The sequence below is a fragment of the Mariniflexile sp. TRM1-10 genome, assembly GCF_003425985.1.
GTDB lineage: Bacteria > Bacteroidota > Bacteroidia > Flavobacteriales > Flavobacteriaceae > Mariniflexile.
The window spans coordinates 2,300,665-2,323,598 of sequence record NZ_CP022985.1; the positions used below are offsets into that span (position 1 = coordinate 2,300,665).

Here is a 22,934-nt window from a genome sequence, read left to right on the forward strand (position 1 = left end):
TAATAGAACCATTTTCAAAAGAATTAAAATTCTATTTATTAACTAAGAGATTCCTGCATTCGCAGGAATGGGTTAAAAATCAAGATATTCAACCTTAAGCGTATCATCTATTAGCGATGCTAAAACTTCGGTTTTTCCGTTAGTAAAAAATTGGCAGTTCCCTTTTGCTACACTGGTGTTTAACAAATCATGCTTTTCTAAAACCGCTTTGATTTGTCGTGCTACAGCTTCACCTGAATCTATAATTTTAACATGATTAGGCAATATATCAATAAGTAAAGGCATTAAATAAGGATAGTGTGTACAACCCAAAACCAAATAATCAATATTGGCATCAATCATGGGTTGTAAATACAGTTTCAATAAATTTCTCATAGCTTCAGAATGCAATTGTCCACTTTCAATAAGTTCTACAATGCCTTCGCCAATGCGTTCAATAACCGTAATATCGCTAGCAAACAAATCGGTTGTTTTATGAAATAGCTCACTGGAAAGCGTGCCTTTGGTAGCCAAAATGCCTATGGCTTTGGTTTGGGTGTTAAGTGCCGCTGGTTTTATGGCAGGTTCTATGCCTATAATGGGGATGTTATATGTTTCTCTGAGTAGGTAAATGGCATTGGTCGTGGCGGTATTACAGGCCACCACTATAATTTTACAACCTTGGTTAATAAGGTGCTCAACATTTTTAATGCTTAAACTAACAATGGTTTCTTTTGTTTTTAAACCATAAGGAGCATTAGCGCTATCGGCTAAATAGATGGTATTCTCATTTGGTAAAAGCATGTTGATTTCTTTCCAAATAGAAGTGCCACCAACACCAGAATCGAAAATGCCAATAGGTTGTTTGCTCATAAATAAAATCCTAAACTTTGAATAGTAAAACTATTGAGTATTTTGTTTTGGTATAAATTTTATTAATTTTAATATAAATTAAAACAATTAATATTAAAATATGTTTACTAATTTAAACAAAAATACACTAATCTGCCTGGTTAAAAAGCAACTTAGTGTATTTTCAATATATGATTAAAATTTATTTAGAAATTGAAGTTTTTAATACCATCTCCTCTTGCTTTTACAGAAGATATTCGATCATTCCAATTTTTACTGCAAAGCCACCCACAATAATAAGAGCTACTACTGGAGCCATTATAAATCGTAAATGAAGTCAACTTGGCATCTTTTAAATTTGATACTACAGTATTATAATTATAGCTATCAATTATTAATAAATAACCGCTATAGTCAAATCCATGCCAAAAACCTACGTATGCATTTGTCACCTCTATAGATGACACAGTGTTATCACCCACGGGTGTATTGCTGAAATTAGGATTCTTATAAATAGATAGGCTGTTTAGGAAAGAGAAGGATGTACCCCCTTTATTACTCTGTGTATAAACCGTAACATTTGGAGTTGCCCCATACACTGGACCTTCGGTAGTCTTAGATTGATATGTATTTTGAAATGGAGTAATATTAGATTTATATTTCTCTTTTAAAGATCTTACTCTAGCTTTGTTATTTATGAATATTGAATAGCTGTTATAATCCTCAAATAGGACTAAGTCTTCTATTTCCGGATTGTAATAGAAAACTGAATTTTCATTTTCAAGAATTGATTGAATTATTTTTGATTCGTCAGTTTCAATAACAATTGGGTCATCTTCATTAGTAATGTCTATTGTTATACTGTATTTTTCATCGTTAACTATATAAGATAATTTTTCATAAATTTTTTCTTCGGAATTTTCATTTGGGGTTGTGTTTTCACTGGTAGTACAGGATAAAATTAGAGCAAATACGCTCAGTGTAAGTAAATTTTTCATTTAAATATATATTTATAGGTTCATGACTACAAATATAAGATTTAAATTTAATCAACAAAGATTTTTCTTATATATAATGCGAAATATAAAACAGTTGATGTAATAAAAATTTCAAAAAAAATAAGCTGTTTTTTTAAAACAGCTTATTAAAAATTTTAGAAAGAATAATAGTTATATACCTAGTTCTTTTTTAACATCGTCTAATAAGTTTTTACCATCAGCTAAAATAGTAACACCTTGAGCCGAATCTAAAACATAATCAAAACCTTGTGCGCGACCAACTCTTAAAATAGCAGCTTTTGCTTTTTCGGTAATTGGTTGTAACAAATCCATTTCTTTTTTCTGTAAATCTTTTTGAGCATCGGCTTGAAATTGTTGAATACGTTGTTGTTTTTCTTGAATTTCTTGCCCTCTTTTAGCGTTTTCTTCTTCTGTTTTAGTAGCTGCTTCTGCTTCGTATTGCTTTAACAACGTTTGGAATTCGGTAACAGAACTTTGAATGTCTGTTTGATACGTTTTGCTTAATGTTTCCAGTTGCTTTTGGGCTTCTTTCATTTCTGGCATAGCCGTAATTAATTCTTGGGTGTTTATATGAGCAATTTTGCTTTGGGCGTTAGAGAAACTAACGGTTCCAATACATAATACAGTTGCTAATAATAGGGTTTTTAATTGTTTCATTTTTAAATAGTGTTAATGTGTTATAAATTGTTATTTGTTGTTTATACTGTCTTTAGCCTTTTGACGTTCTTCAAGAATTTTCTTTTTTCTTTCTTCCAATTCTTTTTTTCTGGCTTCTCTTTCTGCTAATTTTTTTTGTCTGTTTTCCTCAATAAGTTGCGCCTGTGTTTTAGTTTCTTCAACTTTTGGTTCTTCTTCGGTTTTTGTTTCAACCGATTTAGATGTTTCTTCTGCTTTCACCTCTGGCTCATCGGTCGTTTTTCTAGCATCTAACTTTTCTTGTCTCGCTTTTTCGCGCTCCTCCAATATTTTTTGACGTCTTTCTTCTGCTTCTTTTACTTTAGCAGCACGTGCGTCTAATTTTTCTTGTCTCGCTTTTTCTATAGCACTTTCGCGTTCGGCTTTTTTCTCTTCCAATGCTTTTTCGCGTGCTTCCAACTCATAATTAACTTCTGGTACTAATTCTTCAGCTTCAGCAGCCCTTCGTTCTGCTTTTGATTCTGCTTGTGTGCGTTTAGCAGTTCTTGTAATGCTTCTTATTACTATATCACTTAAATCGTATTGTTTTGCTGAATATAGCATCACAGTTTCAGATTTATCTAAAATAATATCGTACTGTTTTGTTGCTGCCATATCTTGAACTGCTGCAAAAATTTGATCTTGTATGGGCTGCATCAATTGTTTCTTTTGAATAAACAAATCGCCATTGGGTCCAAAACGTTTTTGCTGATAGTCTAAAATTTCCTTTTCTTCAAAAGCAATATCCTCTTCGCGTTCATCAATAAGTTCTTTTGTTAAAAGTGCTTTTTCGTTGCTTAAATCTTTTCGTTTTTGTTCTATGGCACTTAACTTGGCGTCAATTTCGTTTTTCCATTTGTTGGCCTTTTCGTTTAATTGTGCGGTAGCTTCTTGGTATTCAGGTATATTTTCTAAAATAAATTCCGTATCAATATATCCAATTCGTACACCACGTTGCGCATTAACTGAAAAGGATATCATACAAACTAATGTCAGTAAAAAAAGAACGCTATTTTTCATCTGTTTGTTTTTTTATATTTTAATTGCTTATAAATTCTAAAAACCGACAGATGATTTATTGCTGTTTCTGCCTTTTTTCGAATTATCTATTCATCTGATTGTTTTATTTGTTTTTTTATTGTCAGATGCAATTCGCAAAATAAACATTTTCATTGATTATAAAAATTTTAGATTGCTCATTTCAAAATTAACGAAATATAATCTTAAAAATTTTAATTCTCATTTAAATCATCAAAGTGTTAATAGAAAAAATCATGCCAAATTAAAATTGTTGTCCAATGATGAAGTGTGTTTCCCATCCGTGCTTTTTAGTTTCACCTAAAGATTCTAAAGGATCAAACCCATGACCAAAGTCAATTCCTAACAAACCAAACGCTGGCATAAAGATGCGAATACCCAAACCTGCAGAGCGTTTAATGTCAAATGGGTTGTAATCTCTAAATTTAGTGAATGATGCACCACCTTCTAAAAAACCTAAGGCATAAATTTTTGCAGATGCTTTTAATGTAATAGGGTAACGAAGCTCTAATGAGAATTTATTATAAATAGTACCACCATCATTATCGGATAATGATTGGTTTGGATAGCCACGTAGCGCAATAGCTTCTCTACCATCTAAACTATAGGTGCCTAAACCATCGCCTCCCAAATAATAACGTTCGAAAGGGATGACACCTCTATCGTTATTGTAGGCGCCTAAAAAACCAAATTCTACGCTTGGTCTTAACACTAAATCTTTTGCTATTTGTGTGTACCAATCGCCTTTAAAACTTACTTTATAGAATTCTAACCAGTTATAGCGTTGTTGGTCTATTTCTCCAGCTCGGGTGTAATCTGGAGTACCACTAACAGATCGGTCTAATTCATTATATTCCTCACTTAGTGCTTTATAATCAACACCATCAAATAACGAATAAGGAATTGTGAATTTGGCATTAACGCCAAAACTCGAACCTGCGGTTGGGTAAATAGGATCTACACTGGTGTTGTTCCTGCTTAATCCTACAGAATAATATAAGTTATTAGAATAACCATCACCAAAAGTAAATAATCCTGTATTGTAATTATTTAAGTCGTAACGTTGATAGCCAATGGCTTGTGATAATACAAAGAAATCGTCTGGTACTTGCAAGCGTTTTGCTAAACCAAAGGTAATACCTGTAATATTAAAACTTTTAGATTTATCTGCGTTTCCAGTTATACGATTATACTGAAATTGTTTTGTATGTGATATCGATGTTGAAAATTGCACGGGACGTTTACCACCTAACCAAGGCTCGGAAAATGAAAAGCTATACGTTTGGTAAAAACGGCTGGCCTGTAAACGTAATGCCAGTTTTTGACCATCGCCCATAGGGATTGGTTTGTAAGCATCTTTTTTGAAAATATCTTTAATGGAAAAGTTGTTAAACGATAATCCTAAAGTACCTATAAAGCCACCACCACCGTAACCACCTTGTAATTCTATTTGACTGGATCCTGTTTCTTTAACCGAGTATTCCATATCTATGGTGCCTTCGTTAGGGTTTGGATTATTAAAGTTAGGCGATATTTCCTGGGCATCGAAAAAACCCAATTGACCAAGTTCCCTAACGGTACGTACCACATTGGCTTTACTGTATAATTGTCCTGGACGTGTTCTAATTTCGCGGTAAATAACATGGTCGTTTGTTTTGTCGTTTCCAACCACCGTAACATTATTGAAATAAGCAGGCTTCCCTTCCGATATTCTAATTTCCAAATCAATAACATTGTTGGCAGCACTTACTTCAACAGGGTTTATGCTTGAAAATAAATAACCGTTGTTTTGGTACAAGTTTGTTATATCATCACCATCTGGTTTGGAATTGTCTGCTATACGCTTTTGTAATAGTACACCGTTATAAGTGTCACCTTTTCTAATACGTAACATTCTGGTTAATTGCTCGTTTGAGTAAACGGTGTTACCTATAAAAGTAATGTCCCCAAAGGTGTATTGGGTGCCTTCGTTAACTCCTATTTGTAAAGAAATTGTTTTGTCGTCGTTGTAAATAATACTATCCGATATAATGCGGGCATCTCTATAGCCATTTTCTTTGTATTTTTCTACAACATTTGTTAAGTCTGCTTGATATGCAGAATCAATAAACTTCGAGCGTTTTAATATGCGAAGGCGATTTATTTTTTTTGTGCCTTTCATACTTTTACGAAGATATTTGTCGCTTAATACTTCGTTGCCTGTAAATACTATGTCTTTTATTTTTACTTTTTCACCTTTATCAATATTAACAACCATGTTAACTCTGGCAGTTGTTGTAGAATCTTTAACTTCAATAGTATTGATATGTACTTTTGTGTTTAAATAACCTTCCTTTTTGTATTTTTTAGTTAGGAAATTTTTTGTCGTAGTAATAAGGTTTTCGGTGACTTTTACACCTTTATTTAATTTGGTGTCTTTAACTATTCCTTCAACTTTACCCTTTTTTACACCATTAATTTTTAATTCGTTAAGTTGTGGTAGATCAGACAATCTAATTTGTAAGTAAGCAACATTACCTTCTACATGGGTTATATAAACTTCTATATCGCTAAATAATTTGGAGTTCCAAAGTTTTTTTATAGCATCGCCAATATCTTCACCAGGGATAGATATTTCTTTTCCTTTGCTTAATCCGGAATATGTAATTATGGTTTGTTCGCTAAATGAGGTATTTCCAGATACAGAAACATCTCCTAAAATGTATTTTTCACCGTTACTATATGGTAAATCTTGAGCTTGAATGCTAATGCCGCTTATAAAAAGTAATAAAGCAAAACAGTTTTTTAAAAATGTTGTCAAAGGTAAATTATTAGCTAAGTTGTTCACTTGTTTTCCCAAATCGTCGTTCTCTTTTTTGATATTCAATAATAGCTTCATACAAATGCTGCTTTGTAAAATCCGGCCATAATACGCTAGTGAAATACAATTCGGCATAAGCAATTTGCCAAAGTAAAAAGTTGCTTATACGTTGTTCCCCACTGGTTCTAATAAGCAAATCTACGTCTGGTAAATTTCGCGTGTAAAGATGCTCATTTATAATTGATTCATCAATTTTTTCGAGCGAAATTATATTATTTTTAACTTTAATACTAATCTCTTTAACAGTATTTAGTAATTCTTCTCGAGAGCCATAGCTTAAAGCTAAGGTTAAAGTCATTCGGGTATTGGCATTTGTTTGTTCTATAACTTCGTGAAGTTCTTTGAAAACTTTTTTAGGTAAACTGTTTAAATTGCCTATGGCAGAGAGTTTTATGTTGTTATCTTGAAGCGTTTTAATTTCTTTTTTTAATGAAGAAACTAAAAGTTTCATAAGCGTTTGAACCTCAAGTTTTGGACGGTTCCAGTTTTCGGTAGAAAAAGCATACAGCGTTAAATTTTCAACACCGAGTTCGGCGCAAGCTTCAACGGTTTGTTTAACAGCTTTTGTGCCATTTTCATGACCAAAAGCCCGCATCATGCCTTGTTGTTTAGCCCAACGCCCATTGCCATCCATAATAACAGCAATGTGTTTTGGTAAGTTTTTGCTTTGTACTGTTTCCTTTAAATTCATTTTAATTTATACAATAACATGGGTTTTCGCCAAATGTATAGGTTAAGGTAATGCCCGAAAACACATACCAGTCGTTATTATTAATATTGCCAAATCGGTTTTGGAAATGGTTTGCATCGTCAGGAAAACTTCCATCCAACTCATCTGAAAATGTATAACGTGCACCAACTTCAATACCTAAAATAAGATTGCCCAGGAAATTTGTTTTAAATCCTAATGCCATAGGAATCCCGTATGCCCAACTGGAATTGTTTTCGTCGGTTTGCACGCCGTTTAAAAAATAAGAATTATCGTGGTGCGCTACACTTATTCCAGTATATAAATAAGGTGTTGCTATTTTTCGGCCAGAATGAAGGTTAAAATCTATAAAGGTAAATTCCATTCCTGCCGAAATTTCGGTTATTTTAGTTGAAAACTCATAGCCTCTTTGAATACGTCTTGGGTCGTCTGAATTCACATCGATGCCTTCTAAATCACTAAAAATTAAAGAAGCACGGTATGAGTGTCTTTTACTTCTATTCCATTTATAAATACCCCCAATGGCAAATTGATTGGGCGAAATATAGTCGGTAGCTCCTACGTCGCCAATAAAATTACTGCCTCCTACAAAAACACCTAATTCGTTGATTTGGGAATGGCTTAATTGAGCGATTAAAATGCTTAATATCAATATGGTTAAATGCCTCATAAATATTCAAAAGTTTGCAAATATAATAAATAAGAAATGTCTAGTACAATTTGAGCTAAATTGTATTAGTGTAAAACAGCATTTCTTTAAAAATATTGCCTAATTCCGTTTGTCTTCTCCCCAAAGTAGTTTTTTTCGAAGCGTGTCTAAAAAGCTTTCATCCAAAAGATCAATCATTTTAATTTTAAAATCGGCTTTTTTAATTTTAATGAGGGTGCCATTTTCTAAAGTAGCAATTCTGGAATCCAAAGAGATTAAATGGCTTTCTTCCCTGCCTGAAACTTTTAGTTGAATTTCAGTAGAGTCTGGAATGATAAGTGGACGTGCGCTTAAATTATGAGGTGCAATGGGTGCTAAAACAAAACTATTGGTATCTGGTGTTATTACGGGACCGCCACAACTTAATGAGTAACCTGTTGAACCTGTTGGTGTTGAAACTATGAGGCCATCACTCCAATACGAGGTTAAGAATTCACCGTTTAAATAGGTTTCAACGGTAATCATGGAGGTGGTGTTTTTTCGGCTTACCGCTATTTCGTTTAATGCGAAATTTAGCGATTTAATATCATCGTTTTCAGGTGATGTTTCAATCGATAATAAACTGCGTTCTGAAATTCTATACTTGCCATCTATAATGTTTTGAATGGCTTTTTCTATTTGGTCGACTTGAATTGTAGCTAAAAAACCTAAACGTCCCGTGTTGATTCCTATAATTGGAATGTCCATATCTTTTACAAAAATAATGGCGCGTAAAATAGTACCGTCGCCACCAACACTTACCAAAAAATCAAACGATTTGTCTAAAGTGTCAAATGTTTTAAAAGATTTGTAATCGTCAAAATTTGGATATTCACTTTTTATAAGATTGAAAAACTCGGTTTCAATGTAGGCATCGGCGTTTTTCTTTAGTAAATAATCAAATAAGCGTTCTACGGAAGTTGTAGTGGTTTCGTTATAAAATCGTCCAAAAACGGCAACTTTCATGTGTTAATTTTTTTATTGTTTTTTATGGGTTATGCTTCGACAAGCTTCACTTGCTACCTTCGCTGCAAAATATATTTTTGCATCTCGATAATGCTTAGCACAGGCTTGGTCATCCCTATAATCATTATTTTTTGAAACCAATTTATAGTAATGGGATTCTATGTTATATATTTAAATATTTATTCAAATAGTCCGATCGTTCTTTTAAGCTTTCCAGATAACTGTCTTCTTCATGCCCAGATACAATATTATAACTGTAGCGACGGAAGGTTTGAATAGTTTCATTAAGCCCTGTATTACCTATTTTTAGAGTAACTTGAACCAAATCGGGTTTCATTTTAGATATAAAAGCACCCAGTAATTTACCGTTGTTAGATTCTACTATTTGGCTAATTTCACTAAAGGAATAATCGTTTATGCCTTTTTCAATCACTAAAATGCCGCCAGGTTCAGAGAAAAATGGAGACTCTTTAAATAAACTAATAACCTCTTTTAATTCATAATAGCCCAAATACATATTTTGGTGATTCAAAACAGGCATAATATTAGTGGAATTTACAGCAAAAGCTTCTAATACATCGAGCCAAAGTGTCGAGTCGCGCACAAAAAAATTTTCAATAGCATATTTGTAGTCGTTAACCGTTTTGTCGCTTTCAAAACAGTGTGCGTCATTTTCAGAAAAACTTCCTAAATAGATTTTATTATCATCTTGAATGGGAATGTGTGAATAAGTTAACTGATTAAATAGGTGCTGCAAATCGCTTATTTTGCTGTTGCTATTTAACGGTTTTATATCGTTTACAATAAATTCTGATAGTTTCATCTGTTCGTTTTTTATTTTTAAATGTTGTCAGATGCCATGCACTAATTGTTTGTTCGGGTTATTCTCAAATTTATATTTAACGCTCATTTCATTACCCTAATTATAGGAATGCAAATTAATCAAAAAAAAAGTATATATGCCTGTTCTACTTTGTATTTTTGTCTTTTAAAATAGTGATACATGACAAAGTTAAGTGTAAATATTAACAAGATAGCAACTTTAAGGAATTCTAGAGGTGGCGATGTGCCTAATGTGGTCCAGTTTGCAAAAGATGTGCAACGTTTTGGTGCTGAAGGTGTAACCATACATCCCAGACCCGACGAACGCCACATCCGCTATCAAGATGCACGTGATTTAAAACCGATAGTGTATACCGAATATAATATTGAAGGCAACCCCGTAGAGTCGTTTTTAAAATTAGTTTTAGAAGTAAAGCCAACTCAAGTTACGTTAGTGCCAGATGCCGAAGACGCCATTACCAGTAATGCTGGTTGGGATACCATTAAGCATAACGGTTTTTTAGTTGATGTCATTAAGGAATTTCAGCAAAATGGCATTAGAACCTCTATTTTTGTCGACCCTGTTTTAAAGCAGATTGAAGGTGCTAAAGCTACGGGAACCGATAGAATAGAGTTGTACACTGAAGCCTTTGCACATCAATACGGTTTAGGAAATAAAGAGGCTATAAAACCGTATATCGAAAGTGCTGAATTGGCTCATAGTTTAGGTTTAGGTGTTAATGCAGGTCATGATTTATCGTTAGATAACATCAAATTTTTTAAAGAAAATATGCCTAATTTATTAGAGGTATCCATAGGGCATGCCCTAATTGCCGAAAGTTTATATTTGGGTATTGAAAACGTTATTCAAATGTATCTTCAAAGACTTAAGTGAATCGTAAATCGTGAAACGTGAATTGTTCAAATCGTAAATCAAAAATTGTAAATCGTTAATCGTGAAATGTGAAACGGGAGTCGTAAATCAAAAATCATAAATCAAAAAATGCTTTTACATTCAAATATAGTAGGCGAAGGCCAGCCATTTGTTATCCTTCATGGGTTTTTAGGAATGAGTGATAATTGGAAAACACTAGGAATTCAATTTAGTGAACAAAATTTTCAGGTGCATTTGGTGGATCAGCGCAATCATGGCCATAGCTTTCAAGACAATCAATTTAACTATGAAGTTCTAGTTGAAGATTTAAAGCATTACTGTGATGAACATCAACTTGAAAATATTATATTATTAGGACATTCCATGGGGGGGAAAACAGCCATGTTGTTCGCTGCAAAATATCCTGAATTGGTTTCAAAATTAATAGTAGCCGATATTTCACCACGTTTTTACCCTGTGCATCACGATGGTATTTTAAATGGCTTAAGTGCTTTAAATTTTGATGTTTTAAAAAGTAGGGGTGAAGCCGATAAGGTTTTAAGTGGTTATGTATCCGATTTAGGAACGCGCCAATTTTTACTAAAAAACCTTTACTGGGTTGAAAAAGGAAAATTGGGGTTGCGAATGAATTTAGAAGTTTTAAAAGAAGAAGTAGCCGAAGTGGGTGAGCCGTTGCCATCTCAAGCAACCTTTAAAAAAGATACTCTGTTTTTACGTGGCGATCGTTCAGAATATATAGGAGTTGAGGATGAAGCTATTATTCTAAATCACTTTCCAAACGCAAAAATCAGTACCATTTCCAATGCAGGACATTGGTTGCATGCCGAAAACCCAAAAGACTTTTTTGATGCGGTGATGGCGTTTGTTAAGTAATTTATTTTTGTATTTTTATTGAAAATATTATGAAATCGCCATCAACAACAAGTTTGTTGTAAACACCAATAAAAATAAGGCGATACGATATGACCTAAAAACAATACCATATACTTATGAATTTAATTCTCAAACTTTTATTATCAGCACTATCTGTATTTATTTTAGCTTATTTTTTACCAGGGGTCACTTTGTCGGGCGATGCCTTTGTTAATGCCATTATTGTGGCCATAGTTTTGTCTATTCTTAACCTGTTGGTAAAGCCTATTTTGATTATTTTAACCTTGCCAATTACCATTGTTACTTTAGGGCTGTTTTTATTAATAATAAACGCCTTAATAATCTTGTTGGTCGATAAATTAATAGACGGGTTTTCGGTAAGCAGTATCTGGACCGCTATCCTATTTAGCATCCTGCTTTCCTTGCTTCAATCCTTTCTACATTCGCTTTTAAATGAAGATAAAAAACCGCTTTAAATCAAGCGGTTAAAAACTTTGTCGGGTTGCAAAAATGTTATATTTTTGCAACCCGATTTTGATTAAATAAATTTGGTTTAAAAAATTAATAGTATTTGTTAAATGCCTATTAAAAGGCTTTATATCATTTAAAATGAATATTACAAGAGAAAACGTTGATGCATTAAATGCTGTAGTAAAAGTAGATATCGCTAAAGAAGATTATAGCGCTAAAGTGGAAAAAATCTTAACAGATTACCGTAAAACAGCAAACATTCCTGGTTTTAGAAAAGGCCAAGTGCCCATGGGAATGGTTAAAAAACAATACGGAAAAGCAGTGTTGGTTGATGAAGTAAACAAGTTATTGCAAGATGCATTAAACAAATATCTTACTGAAGAAAAGTTAGATGTTTTAGGACAACCATTACCTAAACCACAAGACGCTATAAATTGGGATGCTGAAACACTTTCGTTTGAATTTGAATTAGGTTTAGCGCCGGAATTTGAAGTTGATTTAAAAGCTAAGGATGCTATTACGCAATACCATATTATTGCCGATGATAAAATGATCAACGAGCAAATAGAGCGTATTCAAAAGCAATACGGGAAATTAATTTCTCAAACGGCTGTAGAAAAAGATAGCGAAATTACGGGTACATTTAAAAATGAAGAACGCGACATTGAAAATAAAGTGACTTTAACTTTAGATAAATTTAAAGGAAAAGCAACCGAAAAACAATTCATTGGTGCTAAAGTTGGTGGTGTTATTACATTACAAACCAAAGGGCTTTATGATGATGACCATGAATTAATGCATGCTTTAAAATTAGGGCATGACGATGTACATGGTTTGGATATTGAAGTGAGTTTTACAATTGCTGAAATCAATACTCGTGAGCTTGCCGATTTAGACCAAGAGTTGTTTGATAAACTATTTGGCAAAGATGCTGTAAAATCGGTTACGGAATTAAAAGATAAAATTAAAGAAGATGCCGAAAAGCAATTTGCACAGCAAGCCGACCAAAAACTTTTAAACGATGTTACCGAATATTTGGTTGAAAATACAAAGTTCGATTTGCCCGCAGATTTTTTGCAAAAATGGATGCAAACCGCAGGTGAACAACCATTGGATAGAGATCAAGCCAAAGAAGAATATGAAAAATCTGAAAAAAGCTTACGCTACCAATTAATTGAAGGCAAGTTGATTACAGATAATAACATTCAGATAACTATGGATGATATTAAAAATCATTCAAGAGAAATGATAAAAGCACAAATGGCACAATTTGGTCAAATGAACCCTTCCGATAAAGAATTGGATGATATTGCTGCACGTATTTTATCAAACCAAGAGGAAGCACGTCGTATTTCAGAGCAGTTAGTCAGTCAAAAACTATTGGCTCTTTATAAAGAAAAAGCAAACCTTAAAGTAAAAGAATTAAGCTACGAAAACTTTGTTAAAGAAGTTTATGGGCATAAATAATAAGGTGCCTTTAAAGAATAATTCATTATATTTAGGCGCTATAATTAACGAGTTATAGCGCCTAATTTGTTGAGTACGTTTAGCATTAAAAGATGAAAAATTAGTTTTAATTCTTTAATTTATAAATCACTCAATTGATAATTAAGGATTTAACCTAAAACAACAACAAAAAACAATTATGGATTACGCAAAAGAATTTGAAAAATTCGCGATAAAAGATCAAGGTATAAGCAGTACATATTACAATAAAATCATCAGTAGTATGTATCCAACAAGCTTAACGCCCAATATTATTGAAGAGCGTCAAATGAACATCGCCATTTTCGATGTGTTTTCTCGTTTAATGATGGATCGTATCATTTTTATGGGAACAGCCATTAATGACCAAGTAGCAAATATTATTCAGGCGCAACTATTATTTTTAGAAAGTACCGATTCATCAAAAGACATTCAAATCTATATTAATTCACCAGGTGGAGGTGTGTATGCAGGTTTAGGTATTTACGATACCATGCAATTTATAAAACCAGATGTGGCTACGATCTGTACGGGCATGGCAGCTTCTATGGGAGCTGTGTTGTTATGTGCTGGTGCTAAAGGAAAACGCAGTGGTTTAACGCATTCCCGTGTTATGATTCATCAACCGTTAGGTGGCGCTCAAGGTCAAGCAAGCGATATTGAAATTACGGCAAGAGAAATACTTATTTTAAAAGAAGAACTTTATAAAATTATTAGTAAGCATTCTGGACAAGATTACGACAAAGTGTATGCCGATAGTGATAGGGATTACTGGATGAAATCCGATAAAGCTAAGGAATATGGTATGATTGATGAAATTTTAGCTCGTAATTAAATAAAAATTTGTAATTTTAAGGAATTGTTATAGAGGGATTTATAATGATTTTTCTCCAAAAATATAGGATTAATGGCAAAAGAAGAATTGGAATGTTCGTTTTGTGGTCGTAAAAAACCCGAAACGAATTTATTAATAGCAGGCTTAGATGCTCATATATGCGACAGATGTATTGAGCAAGCGCATGGTATTGTACTAGAAGAATCTAAACAAAGTGACAGTGGCGATTTGTCGGCAGAATTAAAACTACGCAAACCACAACAAATTAAAGCATTTTTAGACGAATATATTATAGGGCAAAGTATGACCAAGAAAGTCATGTCGGTAGCCGTATACAACCATTATAAACGCTTATTACAACCAATAACAAAAGACGATATTGATATTCAGAAAAGTAATATCATTATGGTTGGACAAACAGGTACAGGTAAAACCTTAGTAGCAAAAACAATAGCAAGAATGCTTAACGTACCTTTAGCAATTGTTGATGCAACCGTTTTAACCGAAGCGGGTTATGTAGGTGAAGATGTAGAAAGTATTTTAACACGTTTATTACAGGCAGCCGATTATAACTTAGAAAAGGCAGAAAAAGGCATTGTTTTTATTGATGAAATTGATAAGATTGCCCGTAAAAGCGATAACCCTTCTATTACCAGGGATGTGTCCGGTGAAGGTGTGCAACAAGCCCTTTTAAAACTTTTAGAAGGTACCGTTGTAAATGTGCCGCCAAAAGGAGGACGTAAGCACCCAGACCAAAAATTCATTGAAGTGAATACCGAAAATATTTTATTCATTGCTGGTGGTGCTTTTGATGGTATCGAGCGTCATATTTCAAAACGATTAAATATGCAAGCCGTAGGTTACAGTGCGTCTGTTTCAGATAATGTAGTCGATCAAAATAATTTACTTCAGTACATCATTCCAAAAGATTTAAAAGACTTTGGTTTAATACCTGAAATTATTGGCCGATTGCCAGTACTAACTTATATGGATCCGTTAGATGCTGAAACACTTAGAGCGATACTTACCGAACCAAAAAATGCCATTATAAAACAGTATCAAAAATTGTTTTCAATGGATGATGTTGATTTTACCATTACGGACGGTGCTTTAGATTATATAGTAGATAAAGCTATTGAATATAAATTAGGAGCTAGAGGATTGCGCTCACTTTGTGAAGAAATCCTAACCGATGCCATGTTTGAATTACCAAGTAGCAACGATAAAAAGCTGAATGTTACCAAAACGTATGTTGAAGATAAATTGGTTAAAACCACTTTAAAGAAACTAAAGGCAGTTTCATAAAAAGGCAACACATAATTATAAAAAAACCACGCTAATTAGCGTGGTTTTTTATTTTTTTATGGATGTTAATTAATAAAGGACATTATGGGGATTTTTCATACTGTTTTTAAAAACTTTGTTAAAAGTATATTTATTTTAATTCCTCACAATGCCTTCTTTGTAGCTTTTAGATGATAAGGCAAAATACTCGTTTAAAGTACTTTTTTGATGTGTATTTAATCGATATTGTTAATGAAGTGGTTTAAACTTTTTCTAATTGGCTAAAAAATCGCCCTTTTTTGCCCACTCTATGTCTTTTTTTCTTTCCGTAGCTTTTCCAACGCGACAAGCTGGCTCCTTCGCTAAAAAGATTTACTAAATCTTTTCTTTACGCTCGACCCTAACTCAAAAAAGGCTTCGATTGGCCAAAATTGCCATTGCGCTGGCTGGCTCGTTCGCTAAAATAACCCACTGGGTTATTTTTTCACGCTCCGTCCTGCTTCAATCGAAAAAGTTTAAACCACTTCAATCTGAGACAGCAAATTCAGCATGTCTTTTAACTTGCAGGTCGTCATTGGTACAATTGCTTTTACAATCAACTAATAGCATTTAAGCTTTGAAATGGCCGCAGTAAAACATGTAAGTAAAATATTAAAAGTTTAATTTCATTAAGTCGTCTAAATATAAGCGTGTATTAGAAAGTCTAGGAACTTTATGTTGCCCACCTAATTTATTGTTTTGTTTTAACCAATCGTAAAATAAATTTTTACGTGCGATATTGATTTTAGGTTTGTTAAGCGTGATGTTGTTGTAACGTTTAGCTTCGTAATCGGAGTTTAGGGCTTTTAGGGCATTGTCCAACAATTCATTAAAATAATCAATGTCTTTAGGGGGCGTTTTAAATTCAATCAGCCATTCGTGAGCGCCTTTTTCTTTGCCTTCCATAAAAATAGGAGCAGCTGTGTAATCTACAATTTCTGACTTTGTTTTTTTACATACTTTTTTTAGGGCTTCTTCGGCATTTTCGATAATAAGTTCTTCGCCAAAAACATTTATAAAATGCTTAGTTCTGCCAGAAACCTTAATTCTGTAGGGGTTTAACGAAGTGAATTTAACGGTGTCTCCAATTTTGTAACGCCACAAACCAGCATTAGTGGTAATAATTACGGCATAATTTTGATGCAGTTTTACTTCACTTAATGGAATGGCTTTTTCTGCGTCGGTGGCATAAATATCCATAGGGATGAATTCGTAGAAAATACCATAATCTAACATCAATAATAATTCGTTAGAATTGTTTTGGTCTTGAATTGCAAAAAAGCCTTCAGAAGCATTATAAATCTCATAATATTTAAAATCTTTTTTAGGCAATATTTTTTTGTACTGGTCTTTGTATGGTGTAAAGCTTACCCCGCCATGAAAGTAGACTTCCAGATTTGGCCAAACATCATGCAGGTTTTGTTTTCCTGTGGTTTCTAAAACATTATTAAGTAACACAAGCATCCATGATGGTACGCCCGCAAGACTCGTTACATTTTCGTTTATGGTTTCGTTTACAATGGCTTGCATTTTGTGTTCCCAATCGCTCATTAACGATACTTTATTGCTTGGAGTACTGCTAAACTCTGCCCAAAAGGGCATATTGTCAATTAAAATAGCCGACAAATCGCCAAATACGGTGCCGTTTTCTTTATATAATTGCTTACTTCCGCCTAAGCGTAAACTTTTACCTGTAAATAATTGTGATTCCTCGTTGTTGTTAAGGTACATACACAATAAATCTTTACTGGCTGCATAATGGCAATCTTCAAGAGAATCTTCACTTACGGGAATAAATTTACTTTTTGCACGTGTGGTACCACTGGATTTTGCAAACCACTTTATGGGTGTTGGCCAAAATAGATTGGTTTCGCCTTTCATAGCACGCTCTATAATATCTTGCCAACCATCATAATTTTTTATGGGGATGCGCTCGGCAAACATTCTATAGTTTTTTATGGAAGCAAAATCGTATTTTTTACCAATTTCAGTGTCTTTAGCAGTGTCTAAAAGCTGTAATAGTAATTCGTTTTGTACTTCGTTGGGATATTTTAAGAATAATTCAATTTGGTGAAACCGCTTTTTTAAGAACCAAGAAGCAATGGAATTTACTATAGGGATTGGCATATTTGTTTTATATTTAAGTTCTTAAAAATAATACTTTTTTTATGAAATGAGTTTCAAAATTTAACATTTACATTTAGTTTTTAAATGCTTATAATTTTGGAACGAATTACTGAAATCAGAGAGTATCGAATTCAAAAATAAAATATGAAAGTATGAATAATATGATAGATTTTTTATTACATTTCATGGTTGTCCGATGAAACTTTTGCAATTCACTGGACACACAGTGATAGTGGCTTTTTAAAGACATTGCTGATTTATGGCCTCGCTTTTTGTAATAGTTTGTTACTTAGCGCTTATTAAAATAGACGTGCAAATAGACATTTGAATATCAATTTGTTGTTATTTAGTCTTTGTTCTCTTATCTTTTAGCGAAGCGGTCTTGAATCTTTAATCGGACACTAATAATTACTTTTTAACAATTAAAATTTTAAACAGATGACCTATCAAGGTGTTTTAACAAAAATGGAAACAGAGTTTTCAAGTCCTATTTCATACTATTTGGTATTTGAAAACGATTTTTTAAATATGAATCAATTATTGGGAAAAACCATTACCATCCAATTTGTTAAATACCAATGTTTAAACTGCGGATTGGATAAACCTATTTATCGCCAAGGGTTTTGTAAAAGTTGTTTTTTTGAAATACCTCAGGCAGCCGATTGGATTATGCGTCCAGAACTTAGTACGGCACATTTAGATAAAGAAGATCGTGATTTAGAATACGAAAAGAAAGTACAGCTACAACCGCATGTTGTGTATTTGGCAAATTCCAGTAATGTCAAAGTGGGTGTAACCAGAAAAAGTCAAGTACCAACACGTTGGATAGACCAAGGAGCGCATGAAGCTATAGAAATTGTAGAAGTGCCAAATCGCTATTTAGCAGGCATTACCGAGGTCGCTTTAAAAGACCATGTGAGTGATAAAACCAATTGGCGTACCATGTTAAAAAATGATATAGTAGATGAAGATTTGGTAGTATGGCGCGAACGTTTGAAACCATACATTCCAAATGAAGCAAAAGATTATTTTATTGAAACCAATACCGAAACCAATATGGAGTTTCCTGTTGAGAAATACCCAAAAAAACCAAATAGTTTGAACCTAATTAAAGACCAAACATATACAGGAAAACTTACTGGGATAAAAGGACAGTATCTTATTTTTGAAGATGATACCGTTTTTAATATACGTGCAAATGAAGGTTTGGTGGTTGCTATTAGTTTGTAAATGTTGCGTTAGCGATTACTCAAGAATAACACCAAAAAAATCCCATCAACACTTTTTGTAGTCAATGGGATTTTTTTTCTTTCTAACCGTCTAACCGTCTAACCGTCTAACCGTCTAACCGTCTAACCGTCTAACCGTCTAAATATCCTCTTGATCTCTTAAGTTTTGAATGTATGACGCTTTTTGTACTTGGCGTCTTCTTTTAACAGATGGTTTTGTAAAAAACTGCGCCTCTCTTAAATTTTGCATGACTTTAATATTACGGTGTTTTCTTTTATAACGTTTTAAGGCACGTTCTATATTTTCGCCATCTTTGATAATAATTTTTAACATGTATAGTTTTTAATTGTTTGTGTTTTAGGATTATCCTAAATACGTTTTTAATACTTTGCTTTTCGATGTATGTCTTAATCGACGAATGCCTTTTTCCTTTATTTGCCTAACGCGTTCGCGTGTTAAGCCAAAAGCTTCACCTATTTCTTCAAGGCTCATGGGTTGTTTGTCGCTAATGCCATAGAAATTCCGAATCACTTCAGCTTCTTTGTCAGAAAGCATGTTTAGGGCACGATTAATTTCGGTGGTTAAAGAATCCTTCATCAAATTAGAATCAGGTCTGGGCAATTCTTGAAAATTTACAACATCATAAAGTGTTGAGGTTTCACCTTCTTTTAAAGGCGCATCCATAGACACATGCCTGCCCGAAATTTTCATAGATTGCTTTACATCGCTAATTGTTAGCTCAAGGTTAGATGCAATTTCTTCGGCACTTGGCGGTCGTTCGTGCGTTTGTTCTAAAAAGGAATAGGCTTTGTTTATTTTATTGATAGACCCAATTTTGTTTAAGGGTAACCTCACTATTCGCGATTGTTCTGCCAATGCTTGAAGAATGGCTTGTCGAATCCACCAAACAGCATACGATATGAATTTAAAACCTCGGGTTTCATCAAAACGTTTTGCGGCCTTAACCAAACCGGCATTACCTTCGTTTATTAAATCGGGCAAGGTTAAACCTTGGTTTTGATACTGTTTTGATACTGAAACAACAAAACGTAAGTTAGCAGTGGTGAGTCTATCTAAAGCCTTTTGATCGCCTTGTCGTATGCGTTGTGCTAATTCTACCTCTTCTTCAGCAGTTATTAATTGTATTTTGCTAATGTCCTGAAGGTATTTGTCAAGCGACTTCGATTCTCGATTGGTAACTTGTTTCGTAATTTTTAATTGTCTCATTATTATTTTTAAGTTATAGACTATTTATAACCCACAACTTAACTTTTTTAATGAGATAACCTAATAATTACGGTACTTTATTTAAAAACACACAAAAAGAAATGATAATAGCTATTGAACCGTGTCTTTTTGTTTTTTCTTGCTTAATAAGCCACCTAAAACATTTTTAACGGCGTCTTTGGTTGTGTTGGTTTTGGTAGTATCGGTGGTGGTTTTGTTGCCTCCAACAATGCCGCCGAGCACCTCTTTAACGGCGTTATTTTGGCTTGTAGTAGCCGAGTCCTTTTTGGTTTTATTACCCGATATTATATCACCAAGCATGTCGCTTACTTTGTCTTTGCCTTGGTTAAGCAGTTTTTGTTTTTGAATTTCAACCAATTGTTTGGTTAAGTTGGAAACGCCACTTGTTAAATCGGTTTTTACGGTAGGGTTTGTATAAGAGCCTCCAATGGTTGCCGTAATTGGAACGGTAATATTTTTTGCTGAAGCATCGTCAATTTTAGCAATAAGACTCGTAACCTCACTACCTAAATATTTTGCAGGCACATTAAATATCGCATTATAAGCCATGGTTTTATCAAAGCCATGTGCACCAGCAATTTCAATTTCAATATCTTCGTATTTAACTTTAAATGGTTTAACGCTTACTTTCCCATTATTAAAGTCAAACCTTGTCTTTAGGTCGTTTAAATTTAGTTTTTTAAAGTCAACGAAGTTTAATGAATTCTCCAATTTATTCAAAATTTCGGCTTTGGAAGGATTGATGGTTGACGATAGTATTTCGGCTAAAGCATTACCCGATAAGCTGTTTAAATTAGGCGTAAAATCATCAGTTAAATTACCTTTTAAGTTTAAGGTTGAGTTTAATTTACCTTGTATGACTTTCATTAATGGTGCTAAATTTTGGAACAGCTCCATGCCTTGAAACGATTTAGCTATGTCAAAGCTATTAATGCCCAAATCCATACTAAAGGTTGGCGTTTCGGTTTTTGTTGAAACAAATCCCGATAATGCTAGTTGACCATCAAATAAATTGGTGGTGAAATTTTGTAATTGTACTTGTTCGTCTTTAATAATTAAAGCACCTTTTGCATTTTTAAGCTGTAAATTATCGTAAATAACGGTGTTGGCTTGGGCGTTTATGGTACAGTCCAAGAATGCTGGGATTTTTATAGACTCTGTTTTACTTGCTGGTTTTTTATCGCTTTCGGTTTCTGTTGGGGTTGCTACGTCATCACTCATAAAATCGTTTACCGCAAAGGTGTTGGAATTCAAATTAAAATTACCTTGTAAGGTTTTGTTGCTAAGCATAAACCCTAACAAATTTTTTATGGTTCCTGTGGCGTTTAAATCGGTTTTACCAGTTAGAGCTTTAAAAGTGTTTAATGTAACCGTTTCTGGGTTGAATGTCATGGCGGCATCCGAAACTTGTAGCGGATTTTTAAAATCTTCCGAAGCATATTTAAAATTGCTTAAGCTCATGCTTCCGCTGTTTTTTATACGTTCGTAAGCATTTTTGTCAATGGCATCCATATCAAAAGCCGTGTTTAACTTAGCTTTTAAAATACCACTTAAATCCATTTTAAAATCTACCGGATATACTTTTGCAATGTTTCCTAAGTTTATAACACCATCTATATCGGCATCTACAAGCATATTGCCCGTAATGTTTTTTATGGTTGCAGACGATTTAAAAACATCCTGGTCTATTTTAAAGTTCAAGGTTTTTATAGCAACATAAGTGTCTTCGGTTTTACCTGTGGTATTTTTAATTTCGGTGTCGATAATAATATTTTCAACACGTTTTGGTAAGTCAGGATATTTAAACGAGGCATTGTTCGATTTAATACTAATATCTAATGTAGGAATGGTTTCGTCGGTAACCAAGCCTTTTATGATACCTTTAATTTTGAAATCACCTGTAGTTTCAACGGTTTCTATGTTTTTGGAATACGCTTCTGGGATGACCGCCAAAAAGTTTTTAAAGGACGATTCGGGGTTTTCAAAGGTAATATCAACATCTTGTCCTGCTTCAAGTAATTGCACAAACCCATGAAATTCAATAGGTAATTTGTTGATAAACCCTTTGTTTTCTTTAAAGGTGTATTTGCTGTTTTCTAAATCCAAACCAATTAAAGCATCCAGTTTTATAGGGTTGTTGTTTAGATAATTCGTGCTATCCATAGTAAAGCTTATTTTTGCTTCACTTTTGGTGTCTAACTCCGATTTTTCAGAAGAAAACGTTCCTTTGCCTTCATGGTTAAGCTCAGAAATGCTTAACGCTATTTTAGATTCGTCACTTATACTTAAATAATTGATCGTGCTGTTTTTAATTTGATAGTCTTGAATATCGAAAGCAAAACTGCTGCTTTCGGTAGATGCATTTTCTTTTTCTTTGGTAATATCATAATTGGCAGCACCCGATGCGTTGGTTTTTAAATTCAACAAAACAGTGTCTGCATGTATGGATTTTACAATGATGGGGTCGTTGGCTTTTTTAAACAGCTCTTTGATAGACATGGTAAACGCCATTTTTTTGGCACTCACCAACGTATCGCCTTTAAAAGGTTCAAAATTGGTAATAGCCAAATCGTCTACACTGACGTGCGCTTGCGGAAAACTTTTTATAAAACTTAAGCTGACGTCGCTAAATTCTACCTTTGCATTTAGGTTTTCGTTAATAAAGCGTTTAACCATTTCTTTTATTTGCGATTGAAATATAAAAGGGCTTGCAATTAAAAGTGCTATAATGATAAGTAGGGAAATTCCGGTGATTTTTAGAGCTTTTTTCATTGGGAAATTTTATGAAATATACGAACAAAAGTAACTAAAAGCTTAGCGTAAACCGAAAATTTAACAA

The 22,934-nt window shown here is 33.5% G+C and carries 20 protein-coding genes; 7 read left to right on the plus strand and 13 right to left on the minus strand.

Translation table 11 applies throughout. From position 1 onward, the window contains the following. Window positions 1-72 precede the first annotated feature (72 nt). From murI to CJ739_RS09860, 9 genes are all read right to left on the minus strand, one after another. Window positions 73-852, minus strand: coding sequence for a glutamate racemase (gene murI, locus CJ739_RS09820; RefSeq protein ID WP_117174823.1), 780 nt, complete (start codon window positions 850-852; stop codon window positions 73-75). 185 nt (window positions 853-1,037) lie between these two features. Then, entirely contained in the window at window positions 1,038-1,829 is a 792-nt protein-coding gene (locus CJ739_RS09825; RefSeq protein WP_117174825.1) for a hypothetical protein, read from the minus strand. 171 nt (window positions 1,830-2,000) lie between these two features. Beyond that, on the minus strand, window positions 2,001-2,507 hold the full coding sequence (locus tag CJ739_RS09830; RefSeq protein WP_117174827.1) for an OmpH/Skp family outer membrane protein: 507 nt from the start codon (window positions 2,505-2,507) through the stop codon (window positions 2,001-2,003). A 30-nt stretch (window positions 2,508-2,537) separates the two neighbouring features. Next, the gene (locus CJ739_RS09835; RefSeq protein WP_117174829.1) at window positions 2,538-3,545 is read right to left on the minus strand and encodes an OmpH/Skp family outer membrane protein; all 1,008 of its coding nucleotides are present in this window, start codon (window positions 3,543-3,545) and stop codon (window positions 2,538-2,540) included. 262 nt (window positions 3,546-3,807) lie between these two features. Then, entirely contained in the window at window positions 3,808-6,441 is a 2,634-nt protein-coding gene (locus tag CJ739_RS09840; protein WP_117174831.1) for a BamA/OMP85 family outer membrane protein, read from the minus strand. Beyond that, window positions 6,374-7,114, minus strand: a complete 741-nt coding sequence (uppS, locus tag CJ739_RS09845; protein WP_117174833.1) for an undecaprenyl pyrophosphate synthase — start codon at window positions 7,112-7,114, stop codon at window positions 6,374-6,376. The genes CJ739_RS09840 and uppS overlap by 68 nt, the downstream gene beginning before the upstream one ends. Before the next feature lies 1 nt (window position 7,115). After that, entirely contained in the window at window positions 7,116-7,802 is a 687-nt protein-coding gene (gene porG, locus CJ739_RS09850) for a type IX secretion system protein PorG (protein ID WP_117174835.1), read from the minus strand. Between the two features lie 99 nt (window positions 7,803-7,901). Next, entirely contained in the window at window positions 7,902-8,786 is an 885-nt protein-coding gene (locus CJ739_RS09855; RefSeq protein ID WP_117174837.1) for an NAD kinase, read from the minus strand. Window positions 8,787-8,949: 163 nt separating this feature from the next. Beyond that, window positions 8,950-9,609: a CBS domain-containing protein gene (locus CJ739_RS09860; RefSeq protein ID WP_117174839.1), complete on the minus strand. Its 660-nt coding sequence runs from the start codon at window positions 9,607-9,609 to the stop codon at window positions 8,950-8,952. Window positions 9,610-9,789: 180 nt separating this feature from the next. On the opposite strand from CJ739_RS09860, the gene CJ739_RS09865 reads away from it, so the two are divergent. From CJ739_RS09865 to clpX, 6 genes are all read left to right on the plus strand, one after another. Continuing rightward, window positions 9,790-10,503: a pyridoxine 5'-phosphate synthase gene (locus tag CJ739_RS09865; RefSeq protein WP_117174841.1), complete on the plus strand. Its 714-nt coding sequence runs from the start codon at window positions 9,790-9,792 to the stop codon at window positions 10,501-10,503. Between the two features lie 108 nt (window positions 10,504-10,611). Then, the gene (locus CJ739_RS09870; RefSeq protein WP_117174843.1) at window positions 10,612-11,376 is read left to right on the plus strand and encodes an alpha/beta fold hydrolase; all 765 of its coding nucleotides are present in this window, start codon (window positions 10,612-10,614) and stop codon (window positions 11,374-11,376) included. Window positions 11,377-11,492: 116 nt separating this feature from the next. Further along, on the plus strand, window positions 11,493-11,852 hold the full coding sequence (locus tag CJ739_RS09875; RefSeq protein ID WP_117174845.1) for a phage holin family protein: 360 nt from the start codon (window positions 11,493-11,495) through the stop codon (window positions 11,850-11,852). 133 nt (window positions 11,853-11,985) lie between these two features. Further along, window positions 11,986-13,314, plus strand: a complete 1,329-nt coding sequence (gene tig, locus CJ739_RS09880) for a trigger factor (RefSeq protein ID WP_117174847.1) — start codon at window positions 11,986-11,988, stop codon at window positions 13,312-13,314. Between the two features lie 178 nt (window positions 13,315-13,492). Then, entirely contained in the window at window positions 13,493-14,167 is a 675-nt protein-coding gene (gene clpP, locus CJ739_RS09885) for an ATP-dependent Clp endopeptidase proteolytic subunit ClpP (RefSeq protein ID WP_117174849.1), read from the plus strand. 72 nt (window positions 14,168-14,239) lie between these two features. After that, window positions 14,240-15,472 carry an ATP-dependent Clp protease ATP-binding subunit ClpX gene (gene clpX / locus CJ739_RS09890; protein WP_117174851.1) on the plus strand — a complete coding sequence of 411 codons (1,233 nt, stop codon included), beginning with the start codon at window positions 14,240-14,242 and terminating at the stop codon, window positions 15,470-15,472. Window positions 15,473-16,102: 630 nt separating this feature from the next. Here the strand turns inward: clpX and CJ739_RS09895 are convergent. Further along, a complete protein-coding gene (locus CJ739_RS09895) occupies window positions 16,103-17,617 on the minus strand; it encodes a GH3 auxin-responsive promoter family protein (RefSeq protein ID WP_117174853.1) in 1,515 nt (504 codons plus the stop codon). A gap of 438 nt (window positions 17,618-18,055) precedes the next feature. On the opposite strand from CJ739_RS09895, the gene CJ739_RS09900 reads away from it, so the two are divergent. Next, window positions 18,056-18,847 carry a DUF2797 domain-containing protein gene (locus tag CJ739_RS09900; RefSeq protein WP_117174855.1) on the plus strand — a complete coding sequence of 264 codons (792 nt, stop codon included), beginning with the start codon at window positions 18,056-18,058 and terminating at the stop codon, window positions 18,845-18,847. Window positions 18,848-18,985: 138 nt separating this feature from the next. Here the strand turns inward: CJ739_RS09900 and rpsU are convergent, their stop codons facing one another. The 3 genes from rpsU to CJ739_RS09915 all read right to left on the minus strand — a co-directional run bounded on the left by rpsU (window position 18,986) and on the right by CJ739_RS09915 (window position 22,867). Continuing rightward, entirely contained in the window at window positions 18,986-19,180 is a 195-nt protein-coding gene (gene rpsU / locus CJ739_RS09905) for a 30S ribosomal protein S21 (protein WP_117174857.1), read from the minus strand. Window positions 19,181-19,210: 30 nt separating this feature from the next. After that, complete coding sequence (locus CJ739_RS09910; protein WP_117174859.1) at window positions 19,211-20,074, minus strand: sigma-70 family RNA polymerase sigma factor; 864 nt, start codon at window positions 20,072-20,074, stop codon at window positions 19,211-19,213. Window positions 20,075-20,185: 111 nt separating this feature from the next. Then, entirely contained in the window at window positions 20,186-22,867 is a 2,682-nt protein-coding gene (locus CJ739_RS09915; RefSeq protein WP_117174861.1) for an AsmA-like C-terminal region-containing protein, read from the minus strand. Window positions 22,868-22,934 lie beyond the last annotated feature (67 nt).